The sequence below is a fragment of the Rhizomicrobium electricum genome (assembly GCF_011762045.1).
Classification (GTDB): domain Bacteria; phylum Pseudomonadota; class Alphaproteobacteria; order Micropepsales; family Micropepsaceae; genus Rhizomicrobium; species Rhizomicrobium electricum.
On sequence record NZ_JAASQS010000001.1, the window covers coordinates 506,995 to 518,934 of the forward strand.

At 61.1% G+C, this 11,940-nt stretch carries 11 protein-coding genes; 2 read left to right on the forward strand and 9 right to left on the reverse strand.

What is annotated here, in order from left to right; all coding sequences use genetic code 11:
- Positions 1-76: 76 nt before the first annotated feature.
- The gene (locus FHS84_RS02110) at positions 77-1,741 is read left to right on the forward strand and encodes an AMP-binding protein (RefSeq protein ID WP_208393654.1); all 1,665 of its coding nucleotides are present in this window, start codon (positions 77-79) and stop codon (positions 1,739-1,741) included.
- Positions 1,742-1,806: 65 nt separating this feature from the next.
- Here FHS84_RS02110 and FHS84_RS02115 read toward each other — a convergent pair whose 3' ends face one another.
- Complete coding sequence (locus FHS84_RS02115) at positions 1,807-2,232, reverse strand: hypothetical protein (protein WP_166929800.1); 426 nt, start codon at positions 2,230-2,232, stop codon at positions 1,807-1,809.
- A gap of 621 nt (positions 2,233-2,853) precedes the next feature.
- On the opposite strand from FHS84_RS02115, the gene FHS84_RS02120 reads away from it, so the two are divergent.
- On the forward strand, positions 2,854-3,366 hold the full coding sequence (locus FHS84_RS02120; RefSeq protein ID WP_166929802.1) for a hypothetical protein: 513 nt from the start codon (positions 2,854-2,856) through the stop codon (positions 3,364-3,366).
- A gap of 165 nt (positions 3,367-3,531) precedes the next feature.
- On the opposite strand, the gene FHS84_RS02125 is transcribed toward FHS84_RS02120, so the two are convergent.
- The 8 genes from FHS84_RS02125 to FHS84_RS02160 form a co-directional block, all read right to left on the reverse strand.
- Complete coding sequence (locus tag FHS84_RS02125) at positions 3,532-4,524, reverse strand: retropepsin-like aspartic protease (RefSeq protein ID WP_166929804.1); 993 nt, start codon at positions 4,522-4,524, stop codon at positions 3,532-3,534.
- Positions 4,525-4,979: 455 nt separating this feature from the next.
- The gene (locus tag FHS84_RS02130) at positions 4,980-6,791 is read right to left on the reverse strand and encodes an FG-GAP-like repeat-containing protein (protein WP_166929806.1); all 1,812 of its coding nucleotides are present in this window, start codon (positions 6,789-6,791) and stop codon (positions 4,980-4,982) included.
- Positions 6,792-7,037: 246 nt separating this feature from the next.
- Positions 7,038-7,979, reverse strand: coding sequence for a bifunctional riboflavin kinase/FAD synthetase (locus FHS84_RS02135; protein ID WP_166929808.1), 942 nt, complete (start codon positions 7,977-7,979; stop codon positions 7,038-7,040).
- Positions 7,980-7,988: 9 nt separating this feature from the next.
- Complete coding sequence (locus tag FHS84_RS02140; protein WP_166929810.1) at positions 7,989-8,402, reverse strand: MaoC family dehydratase; 414 nt, start codon at positions 8,400-8,402, stop codon at positions 7,989-7,991.
- A gap of 4 nt (positions 8,403-8,406) precedes the next feature.
- On the reverse strand, positions 8,407-9,255 hold the full coding sequence (locus FHS84_RS02145; protein WP_166929812.1) for a TIGR01459 family HAD-type hydrolase: 849 nt from the start codon (positions 9,253-9,255) through the stop codon (positions 8,407-8,409).
- Positions 9,256-9,359: 104 nt separating this feature from the next.
- Positions 9,360-10,583 carry an EAL domain-containing protein gene (locus FHS84_RS02150; RefSeq protein ID WP_166929814.1) on the reverse strand — a complete coding sequence of 408 codons (1,224 nt, stop codon included), beginning with the start codon at positions 10,581-10,583 and terminating at the stop codon, positions 9,360-9,362.
- Positions 10,584-10,677: 94 nt separating this feature from the next.
- Positions 10,678-11,145, reverse strand: coding sequence for a threonine/serine exporter family protein (locus FHS84_RS02155; RefSeq protein ID WP_166929816.1), 468 nt, complete (start codon positions 11,143-11,145; stop codon positions 10,678-10,680).
- Positions 11,145-11,930, reverse strand: coding sequence for a threonine/serine exporter family protein (locus FHS84_RS02160; RefSeq protein ID WP_166929818.1), 786 nt, complete (start codon positions 11,928-11,930; stop codon positions 11,145-11,147). Before FHS84_RS02160 ends, FHS84_RS02155 begins: the two co-directional genes overlap by 1 nt.
- Positions 11,931-11,940: the final 10 nt, after the last annotated feature.

The following is an 11,940-nucleotide window of genomic DNA, read 5'->3' on the forward strand; positions in this document are numbered from 1 at the left end:
GCCCGCGACGATAATGCAGACCGTGGCGGCGCGCCGGGAAATATACTGGCCCGGCTCGAACTGGTCGGGGGGCTTGATGGGGGAGCGATTGGTTACAGGAAGCGTCACCGCCGTAACCGGCAAAGCAATGAGCCCGGACGACTTGCAGAACGGGCGCAAAACGCTGTTCCAGGCCTTGGTCGATGCGCGGGCGCGGTTCGGCGGCAGCCGTCCGGCGGTGGTCGATATCGACGACAAGGTGGCGACGTACGACACGCTGCTGATGGGATCGCTGGCGCTCGGCCATGCGCTGAAGAAAGGCACCAAGGCGGGCGAAGCCGTCGGCATCATGCTGCCCACCAGCTTGGGCGCGGTGATCGCGCTGTTCGCCCTGTCGGCGTTCGGCCGGGTTCCGACGATGCTGAATTTCTCCACCGGCGTCGCGGCGGTGCTCAACGCGCTGCGCATCGCCAAGGTCAAACGCGTCGTCACCTCGCGCAAATTCGTCGATCTCGCCAAGCTCGACGACATGATCGCGCAAATCTCGGCCAAGGCCGAAATCATCTACCTCGAAGACGTCAAGGACCATCTGAGCGTTCTCGACAAGTCCGCGGCCGCGGTCGGCAAGTTCGCGCCCGATTTCATCACCCGCGGCACCGCCTCGCACTTTGCCGCCAACGCCTGGGCGAAGCTCACCCGCAATCAGCCCGATTACGACCGTCCGGCGGTGATCCTGTTCACCTCGGGGACCGAGGGCGAACCCAAAGGCGTGGCCCTCTCCCACTTCAACATTCTCATCAACATCGAACAGGCGCGCACCCACGTCGCCTTGTATCCCGAAGACATCATGTTCAACGCGCTGCCGATGTTCCATTGCTTCGGCCTCAACACCGGCGCGATCCTGCCGATCATGGTCGGCTTCAAGACGATCCTGCACCCGACCCCGCTGCAGCCGAAGGAAATCTCGCGCCGCATCCGCCAGACCGGCGCCACCATCCTGATCTCCACCGATACGTTCCTGTCGCAATACGCCCGCGCCGGCGACGAAGGCGATCTGGCCGGGATGCGCATCGTGGCCTGCGGCGCCGAACGCGTACGCGACGAAACCCGTCAGCTGCTGCGCCACAAGAGTGCGGTCGACATCCTCGAAGGCTATGGCGTCACCGAAGCCGCGCCCTTGGCCGCCATCAATCAGCCGGGGATCAACCACTCCGGCACCATCGGCCACATCCTGCCCGGCATGGAAGCGCGCCTGGAACCGGTGGAAGGCATCCCCAACGCCGGGCGCATGTTCATCCGCGGGCCGAATGTCATGCTCGGCTACATCAGGCCGGACAAGCCCGGCGAGATCCAGCCGCCGAAGAACGGCTGGCACGATACCGGCGACGTCGTGCATATCGACGACGACGGATTCATTTCGATCAAGGGTCGGCTGAAGCGCTTTGCCAAGATCGGCGGCGAAGCGGTTTCGCTCGCCGTGGTCGAGAACATCGCATCGGCCTTATGGCCGGAGTTCTGTCACGCCGCGATCTCGATGCCCGACGGCCGCAAGGGCGAGCACATCGTGCTGCTCACCACCAATCCGGACGCCGACCGGGTCGATCTGGTCGGCTGGGCGCAAAACCACGGTGTGCCCGAACTCGCCGTGCCCAAACGCATCCTGCACGTCGAAGCCATCCCGGTGCTGGGCACCGGCAAGATCGATTATCCGACCGTCGAGAAGATTGCGCGGGCGGGGACGGCGGCGCTTCCGCCAGCTTGAAACGGCGTGCTAAGGTTCGAATGTGAAAGTGTTTCAGACTGACGCGAACAGCGAAGATGCGTCAATTATTGCCTTTCGCTCCCATACTTCGCGAGACGGAGTTTCGCATTGCGATAGGCTATTCGATAAACTCCGAATGCAGCGAATAAGGCCAACGGCAACACAACAAATATCCAGATATTCCAGTCACTGACGATCCGTCGATCGATAAGGCCGAGAACTAACGCCAGATAAGCAAACGCACCATCTGCCGAGAGCACAAGGAATGCGGTGGTACCACCGGCCCCAACAGCGAACTGCCTTGGAGATATTTTGTTGAAAGCTCGGGTGTTTAGAAACCAGGCTATAAAAACCGTCGTGATCACGGATACAGCAAAGCACAAATATGGGCCGACAAGTGCGCCCCAAGCTACCCGGAAAATCAGTTTTACCAGCGCAAAAACAACTAGCTGCGCTGCGAGATAAATGCCTGTAACCCGAAACAATCCCATACTGAAATGCCCATGGTTTGCAGCGGCAGTGGTCGCAAGAGGCGACGTAATCCTCCGCAGCGTATCCGCATTCTTGGCACCTTTTCCACGCCGAGTGGGGAGCCGGTCGAATGACCTACGTCCGAAGTTGGACCAATTCCAGACTTCGACCTAACGACGATCTTGCGCCAATTTCAGGCGTTCGATTGATTGCTACGCGACGCGCTTCTTTGATACCGCGTCCTGTTTTTCGGAAAGCAACGCCCCTTGCTGCAATGCGGCAGCCTTCGCGATAGTCGGTGGCGTTTCGGGACCATCTGACGGTGGCAGCGGAAATGCTTGGCTCCATGCGGAAAGGAAGCCGTTGATAACAAACGCTGTAGCTGCTGTTGGTTACAACGCGCATGACGGCACAGTGTACCAGATGGCCAACAGGTCCCAAATGGCCAACGTGACGTTTCAATGCGGGCTACCAAGCGTTAATTGGGGTCAGAGCGGATTTTCTCGGGCGATGGTTCTCGCGGGTCACATGTCGCGACTGGAAAATCCACTCTGACCCCAATTAACTTTCGGCTCATAACGTTCATTCCTCAATCGTGCTATTCTTTTTGCACGCGAAGGCGTTCGGCACGGGGGGCGTTCATGCCAACGAGCATCCGGCTTTTCTGGTGGATTAGCGTGCTTCTCGTTTTCTATGGGACAGCGATGTCCGTTTGGACATTGATGTTTCCCGACGCGCAATACCTTTCGTTCGTGGCAAAAATGCCAGCAAGCATGAGAGACCAAGCCTACGATCTGCGCATCCATTTGATCATCAAAGACACGCTGCTTTGGGGCGTCCCGATATTGACGTTCGCTTGGCTCGCTGCGTTCAAGCGCCACAATTGGGCGCGCATGTTATTTGCCGGGTTGCTCGGCGTGAATGTAGCTGTAGACCTGTTGATGGCGAACCTGTTGGTCCAGCAACTGATCGGTTCAGCGCTTCTACAAGACGCGAGTTTGCTCGATGTCTACTTTCAGAACATGGCTCGTCAAAACTGGCTGAACCCTTGGCTGTATCTCAATTCCACGGTGCTGCTCGCAGCGACCGGCCTTGCGTTCTCACCGCAGGCGCGGGGCTGGTTCGCGAGACCCAAGGCTGACCTCGCCGGATGAGTCCGATCAGTGGAAACTGATTAAAGACCGCTGCGCCCAGCCTTAGTTCGAAACAACCGCGATCAAAGCTTCCGGTGCAGAGCACCCCAACAGATCTGGTCCATCAATTCGATCAGAACACCGAGACCGGCGAGCATCCCGGCTGCAAAAATCGATTCTACGTGGCTACGGCTGCTTGGTAACCGGCGGTGAGATCTCGGATGGTGGTTCGGCGGCCGTGAAATAGACTTTCTTGTTTTCATACATGAAATATAGGTGGAGCTTCTTGAGCAAATCCAGGCCGAGACCGACGTCGCCGCCCCCGAAGCATTTGTTCTGGTGTTCCCAATTGATCCGCCCCGCAACGCCGCTGCACATTTCATCGTCGCCATCGGTGACAAAGATTTGCGGGTTTTCCACCGTGACCCGCTCACCAGCGACCAGCCTTCTAAACGGATAGTGGAACAGAGTATCGCCGTCCTCGGCTTTCTCTACTTGCGATAGACGATTGGCGTCAAAGTCCTGAAACAAGGCCCGTGCCGCGGCCCGAGCCATCTTGCTTCGCGGACCGCGCATTCTCATATCGGCTTCAATTCGCACACCGTCCAACTCCATGGGCAGAACAATACGGCCCGTCGGCTCAGCCTTAAGATCGGCCACTCCGAACACGTCGGCCGGCCAAAACGGCTGAAATTTGCAGTCTCGCGGCAGATAGAGACCAATCCGGTTGTGTGCCAAATCCAGCTCCACATCGAATCCGGCAAACATGTTCATGCCGGCAATCCCGTCGACAGCACCCCAGTTTTCAGCAGGGGGGCCGGCCAAAATTGTGGATTCTCCGCGCTCCACAGCACCGAGCCTGATGGTCGGCACCGTGACCGTTTTCTCGAAGGAACTCTTGCCATCTTTTACGACGAATGGGGCGCGCTTGAAGGGCAACTTGAGTTCCGCCGCGACCTTTTCGTCGAGCTTGCTGTAGGCGTGACCGAGATCGAGCAAGAACGTTCGGTTTGAACCGGCAATGCCGATGGTCAGGGTAAAACCGTGATCGGATGGCTTCGGATGCAAAACAACGCCCCGCAACGGCGGGCACGTGGTGTCATCTGCAGCGGACGCTGAAACGAACGCTATCGCCAACCCTAGCAGCAAGCCCGCCGCCGCCCCCCGGCCGATGACCATGCCCCCACCCCTTTCACGCCTATACGGTGAGAGAATTGCTCAAAGAGGTGCTTTTGAAAACAACCATATTCATAGAGCAATCCGCTGTGAGGGCGCTCCTCGGTCCCTTCTTGAAACTGCGCCGTCCGCACCTATCTGATCAGAGGCTCTTTGACCGCGCAGGATGATCCTCACACTGCATCGCAGTCGCGTTTGCGTACGTGCGAAGTTTAGAACGATTCGATTTCGATTCTGGACGCCGGCCTGCTTCGGAGACGTTTCAGCCGCCTTTTTTGCTGCGGAAAATGCAAGGCGATTATCGCGGCAGCGCCGGGACTTAATGCCGATTTTGGCGAATTGAATTCGGGTTTCCCGTCGCTTCTTGAGGCGGGTGGAGGAAGCTTTCGCCTCCTCCACCGTGGAGTCCCCACCCCAAAAGTGTCACCCGAACCGGGCTCGGCCGGACGGCGCTTTTCCTAGCCGGCCACCGCGTGCCAGCCCGTGCCGGCGCTGTTGACCGGGCCTTTGGCCAGAACGTTCAGCCCGTTCATGGTCCACACCATGGTCTGCCCGCTGGTGTTCTGGAACAGGACGTCGTCCTTGCCGTCGCCATTGTAGTCGTCCGACCCGGCCACCAGCCAACCGGTGACGGGATTGCCCAAAACGGCCGAGCTTTTCACCGCCGCGCCGTTCATCTGCCAGGTCATCACCTGACCGTTGGCGTTCTGGAACAGAATATCGGAGCGATGATCGCCGTCGAAATCTCCCGTCGCGACCGCTTTCCAGCCTGCGCCCGGCGACGTGCTTACCGTGGTCTTGGACGCCACCGTCGTGCCGTTCATCGACCAGATCTGAATACTGCCGTTGCTGGTGTTCTGGAACAGGATGTCGGATTTGCCGTTGCCGTCGAAGTCGGCGGCGCCGATCGTGTTCCAGGCCGCGCCGGGATTGCCGACGATGAGATTGGCCGTTTTCGCCGTTCCGTCCATCAGCCACACCCAGACGCGGTGATCGTTGTTCTGGAACAGGAGATCGGCCTTGCCGTCGCCGTTGAAGTCGCCGACGCCGATAACGTGCCAGCTTGTTTCCATCTTGGTGTTCACCGTGGCCGCATTGGTCAGGGAAATGCCGTCGAACGTCCAGATCTGCACGTCGGCGTAATTGTTCTGCAACACGACATCGGTTCTGCCGTCGCCGTTGAAATCACCTCCGGCGATCACTTTCCAGGACGAGCCCGGATCGCGCAGGGTGGCGCTGCCGGTCTTTGCCGTGCCGTCCATCGTCCACACGATCACCTGCCCGCTCGCGTTTTGCAGGAGGATGTCGGCCTTGCCGTCGGCATTGAAATCGGTCGCCAGCGGCTTCGCCGGCACGATCACAGACGTGGTCGGCCACGCCGGACCGCTCGACAGCTGCGGATCGATCACCGCACCCTTGCCGGTCAGAATGGTGGTCTTCAGCCCCGAGATCGTGTTGTTGGCGACGGTGAAATCGGCGTTGCCGGTCTGGTTATGCACAAAGTTCACGCCGGCCTTGTCGTCGTTCACGAACGTGTTGTTGGCGACGACAATGGGACCGGCAGGATTGGTCGCGCCCTCTTCGCCCATGGTGATGGCGTACGACGAATTGGCGGAGTTCGGTCCCTTTTCGAGATAATTGCCGGTGATCGTCGCGGCACCGCCGTTGGGAATGTCGATCAGATAGCTGGAGGTTCCGGTCAGCCCGTCGGTGATGCTGTTGTTCTTGATGATCGTGTTCTTGGCGCGGGATTTGATGGCGTGACCCTGCTGGGTGTTGGTGAAGGTCGAATTCTCGACATCGAGCAGCTTTGCCATGCCGGCATAGATCGCGTGCGCGGCACCGTGCGCGCCGGCGTTGGAGCCGTTGCCGTCGAAGGTCGAGTTCTTGACGGTAATGGTGCTGCCGCCGTTGGGAGCGGTCAGGATGCCGTCCTGGTTGTTGAGGAATCTCGAATTGGTGACCGTCAGATTGGTGCCGGTGAAATTGATGCCGGCGCCGTTGCCGTCGTAGTTGTTGGCGTTCTTGAAGGTGATGTTGTCCACCGTAACGTTGGCGCCGGAGAGGACGAACAAGCCTTTGCCCTGGGTCAACGAGCCCTGGATGACCACGCCGGGACCCATGCCTTTGATGGTGATGTTGGACGACCAGAACCACGCGCCGCCGTAGGTTCCGGGGAAAATCTCGACAATGTCCCCGCTCTGCACGTGCGGCGCTGCATAATATGGGCAGCTATACATCTGGCCTTTGCCGATGGTGATAATGGACATAGGCGCCCCCGTTGTTGCGCGGCTGCCGTTTTCCGGCAGCGACGTGGATGCTTTCCACGGCGCGTGTTGATCTTCGGGGGAGAATCTAGAAGCCGGCCCTGAAAGGGGTCTTAATGCCGTTGATTCAATTGAAACGGATTGGACGGTGTTCGCATAGCAACTTTCGTCAGCGTGACAAACTAACGCGTCGTTGTTTCACCCGCTTACGGTGTAGCCAGCAGACGCCTCAGTGGCCGGCACCAGCCTTCAGCCGCGCAGCACCTGTTTGGCGTCGGCGACGTCTTTGGTCATCTGGGCCTTGAGAGCTTCGACGCTGGCGAATTTCGCCTCGGGGCGGAGATAGGCGACCAGTTCGACCGCGATCTGCTTGCCGTAAAGGTCGCCGGAGAAATCGAACAGATAGGTCTCCATCAACGGCGCCTCGATTTCGAACATCGGGCGGATGCCGAAATTGGCGACCCCGTCGTAGCGGGCCGTCACCACCTCGTCCTCGATCACGCTGGTGCGCACGGCGTAGATGCCGTAGGCCGGCCTCAGATAGCCGTCGAGGTGCATGTTGAGAGTCGGGAAGCCGAGGGTGCGGCCACGTTTTTCGCCGTGCTCCACCCGGCCCTCGATCACGAACGGATGGCCCAAGAGGCGCGCGGCATCGTCGGGATGGCCTTCGCGCAAGAGGGTGCGGATCAGAGTGGAGGAAATCTTCTCCTCCATGCCTGCCATCACGGTCGGGAAAATCTCGACCGCAAAGCCTTCCATCTCGCCCATATAGGCGAGCACGGCGCCGTCGCCGGTGCGGTGCGCCCCGAAGCGGAAGTCGGAGCCGACCACAACGCATTCGACTTCGAGCCCTTTGACCAGGAGCTCCAGCACGAAGTCCTGGGCGGTGTGATGGGCCATTTCGCCGTCGAACGGCAGCGCGAACATGGCGTCGACCCCGAGCTTGGCGAGGATGTGCGCCTTGGAACGGAACGGGGTCAGCCGGATCGGCTCGGCACCGGGCTGGAAGAATTCGCGGGAGGTCGGCTCGAAGGTGAGCACCGCGCACGGCACACCGCGCACCTCGGCATGGCGAATGGCCCGCCGGATCAGCGCCTGATGGCCGCGATGCACGCCATCGAAATTGCCGATGGCCACCACCGCACCCTTGTATTCACGGGGAATACCGGCGATGTGGCGGAAAATCTTCATCGGGCGACTTTACGGGTTCGCAGGCGCCAAGACGAGGGCCTCGCCTTCCAGTACCACGGCCTCGCCCACTTTGCAGATGCAATCGAACATCACCCGCCGTTTGTTCTGGACCTCGCGGACGGTGCAAATCGCCGTAACGGCATCGCCGATTCGCACGATCCCGGTGAAAGAGGTCTTGATCTCGAGGACGATGGTGCCGGGTCCGGGCAGTTTGGTGCCGAACACCGCCGACACCAGGCTGAACACCAGGCCGCCGTGGACGCAGCGGTGGCGGGCGATGGTCTTGCGAGCGAAGGCCTCGTCGAAGTGGAGAGGATTGAGGTCGCCGGAAATCTCGCCGAAGACCTCGACGTCCCGCTCGCTCACGGTCTTGGTGATACTGGCGGAAACGCCCGGTTTCAAATCGCTGAAAGAGACGGTCATTGGATTACCACTTGAGAATGTCGACGGCGGCGCGCGCCTTGAGATTGTGCTTGGCGAACAGCGCCGCAAGATTTTCGTTGGTGACGGCGCCGAGCTCGTCCTTGTGCAGGCCGTTGGCGACGAACAGGGCATCGAGCCCCATCACGTTGGCACCGGCCATGTCGGTCTCGAGCGCATCACCGATGACGAGGATGTGCCTGTTCCGGCCGCCCGCCGCCATGATGGTTTCTTCGTAGATCGCCGGCTTGGGCTTGCCGTAATAGATCACCTCGCCGCCGATCTTCTCGTAGGCGCGCGCGATGCCGCCGGCGCAATGCACCAGCACGCCGGCGCGCGGCGCCAGAAGATCGGGGTTGGCGCAGATCATCGTCAGGTCGTGCCGCTTCATTTCGGCGAGCGTAGCGGCGTAATCGTCGGGCGTCTCGTGATCGTCGTCGAACAGGCCGGTGCAAAGCACGACCTCCGCCTTGTCGGCGCCGACGAGTTCGATGTCGAGATCGTTGAACACCGGCGTGTCACGTTCGGGACCGATGTGCATCATCTTGAGACGCGCGCCGTGCGCCCGCCGGACCAGTTCTTCGCGCGCCGCACCGCCGGAGCTGACGATGATGTCGTAGGTCCCTTCGGGAACGCCGTAGCCTTTCAGCGAGATGGCGATTTCCGAGGGCGGACGCGGCGCATTGGTGAGGAGCACGACGCTGCCGTGGTTCTTGCGGAATTTCGCCAGCGCCTCGACCGCAGGCCCGTAGGCGCGCACGCCGTCGTGCACCACGCCCCAGACATCGCAGATGATTGCATCGTAGTCGCCGGCGATTTCCGCCAGACCGGAAACAAGGACAGGAGAACCGTTCATTAATCCACAGCTTATCGAGGGACACAAAATGGAGCCGCAGGCTATAGCGGGAACCATCCGCCCCCTCAAGGCGCGGCGTTTTCAGCCCTCGAAAATGGCGGAAATCAGGCGGACTTGCGCAAAGGTACAACCGACGCCGACGGCCGGTCGATCTCCTTGATGGTCTCGCCCCGGACCGCGCGCGGCTCGCCGAACAGGTAGCCTTGGGCGAAATCGACGGCGTAGTCGAGTAACTGAACGACCGTCTTTTCGTCCTCGACGCGCTCGGCGATCAGGTTGAGGCCGTGGCGCGCGAGCAGGTTCTTGAAGTCCTCGGCGGCGACGGCCGCACCGGCGGCGTTCATGCCCTTGGTCAGCATGTCGGCGCGGACCTTGAGATAGGAAAAACCGAGGTTGCGCAGCTTGGCGAAATCGAGCGCCAGCGTGCGGATATTGTCCATCGACAGTGCGAAGCCGAGACCGTGGAGACGCTTCAGGTTCGCTTCGCCCTCGCGGCCGGCCCTGAGCACAGCTTCCTGCGAGAATTCGAACACCATCTGACCGCCGAGATCGCGGTTGTGCTGCATGTAGTCGAGGAACTGCGGGAAGAATTCGGTATCGCGCAGCGTATCGCCGGAGATGTTGCAGAACACGCCGATGCCGCGGTTGCGGGTCATTAGGCGGCGCACGATCTGCACGCAGCGGAACAGGAGCAGATTGTCGACCACGCTCATCAGGCCCGCGGGCGCGGCGATCTTGATGTATTGGGCCGGCATGATGACCGAGCCGGATTCGGAACGCAGACGCGACAACGCCTCGTAGAAGCGCACCTTGCGCTGCGGCAGGCTGACGGTCGGCTGCAGATAGAGATCGACGCGGTTCTCTTCCAGCGAGGCGCGGATCATGTCGAGCAGTTCGGGTTCGGCAATGCCGTCGAGATTGACCGGAGCGCCGGCGGGACGGCCGCCCGCTTCGTGCCGGGCCTTGTCGGAGACCTTCGAGGCGAATTCCTTCATCAGGCTCTCGAGCATCTGCAACTCGGAGACGATTTTCTTGTTCTGGGCGTGGGCGCGCGCTTCCATCGTCTTGGTGACTTCTTCCACCCGCGCCTGGGTCTCGGCGAGCGCCTTCTGGACTTGTGCGCCCGACTTCTTGAGGCCCTGAATTTCCTTGTTCTGCTTCCTGGCGATCTTGCGGCGCAGCACGGCGCCGTCGACCTGCAGCATCAGGATCAAGCCGATGAATCCGGTCGCGATGCCGGTTACCATGTTCTGCATCATCAAGCCGGCAAAGCTGCCGACCGTGGCGCTCGTCAGCAGATAAATCACGATGAGAAGAAACCTGACCATGGCCCCGCTACCGATTTTCGGACCGGCAACCATTGCCCACCTCCCGTTTCGAAGTCGTTAACCAACGACCATTTTGGGACAGGCCGTGGAGGGCTCAGAATTCGCGGTGCTTCAACAGGTAGGCGGGGATGGCGAGCCCAGCCCCAATAGCTGCCAAGGTGAACAGCACTCGCAGCAAATATTCGATGGCCGTTAAGATAACCGCGGCGTTCTCAGGGTGCGGCGTGGTGACCGCCAGGGCGCCCAGGATCGCCTGCCCGAAGAACGCGCCCGGCACCATCGGAATACAGCCGGCCAGCGCTACGGCGTTGCCGCGGGGGCCCAGCGGCCGCCGGAACAGGTTGGCACAGATGCTGGCCGATACCGCCGCCACGAACGACGCCGCTTCGAGGCTCCAATGCTGATCGAGACCGAGGGTCCGCACGCAAAGCGCCAAAGCGCCCGCCGCGGCGCACCAGGCGAGCGCCTTGAGGCCGAAATTGAACAAGACGCCGAATCCGGCCGCGGCCACGGCGCCGAAGAAGGCCTGGTGCAGAAGGTGCATCCAATCGACGGGCGCCATCACTGCACCCCCAAAAGCGCTTCGGCCAGCCAGACGCCGCAAGTCGCAAAGCCCATCACCATCAAGACCGATACCGCACGGGCGCTGCCCATCGAAGGATAGCCGTCCATGATGTCGGTCTGGGCATTGGTGGCCGGCACGCCGGGAACCAGCAGGAGAATGGACGCCATCATGGCCAGATTGGTCGTCGTCGAACCGGCAAGCCGCGCCGAGGCGCCTGCGATCGACGCAGCGGTAAAGGCGATCACCGCCGCCAGGACATATGAGTTGACACCGCGCCGGTGCAAATACATGCGCAGCGCCTGCCCCAGCCCGCCGCCGACGAATACCGGCCCGAACGCCAGCCAATCGATGCCGAGGAGACGACCGAACGCGGCGCAGGCAAGCCCGACCGCCAACGACACCAGCCACAAAGGATGGCGCGGCGTGGTTTTCACCAGATGGTCGATTTCAGCTTCGACCTCTTCCACCGTCATGCCGCCCTTGGACACGCGCACGGCGAGCCTGCGCATGGCGTGATCGAGACGATGGTTCACTCCGTGCGGACCGATCGTCATCATACGGGTGATGGTGTTGCCGCCGCTGTGAACGGTAATTTCCTGCGAGGCGTAGCCGGTGCGAAGCCCGACCGGTTCGACACCCAGCCCGCGGGCCACCAGCGAGGCGCCCTGATGCACGACGCGCACACGCGCACCGCACTCGACCAGAATGCGCGCCACCCGCAAAGCGGCCATGGCGATCTTCTCGAGTTCACGATGCTTCAGGCGGACAGGATCGTCGGTCATCACATATCGG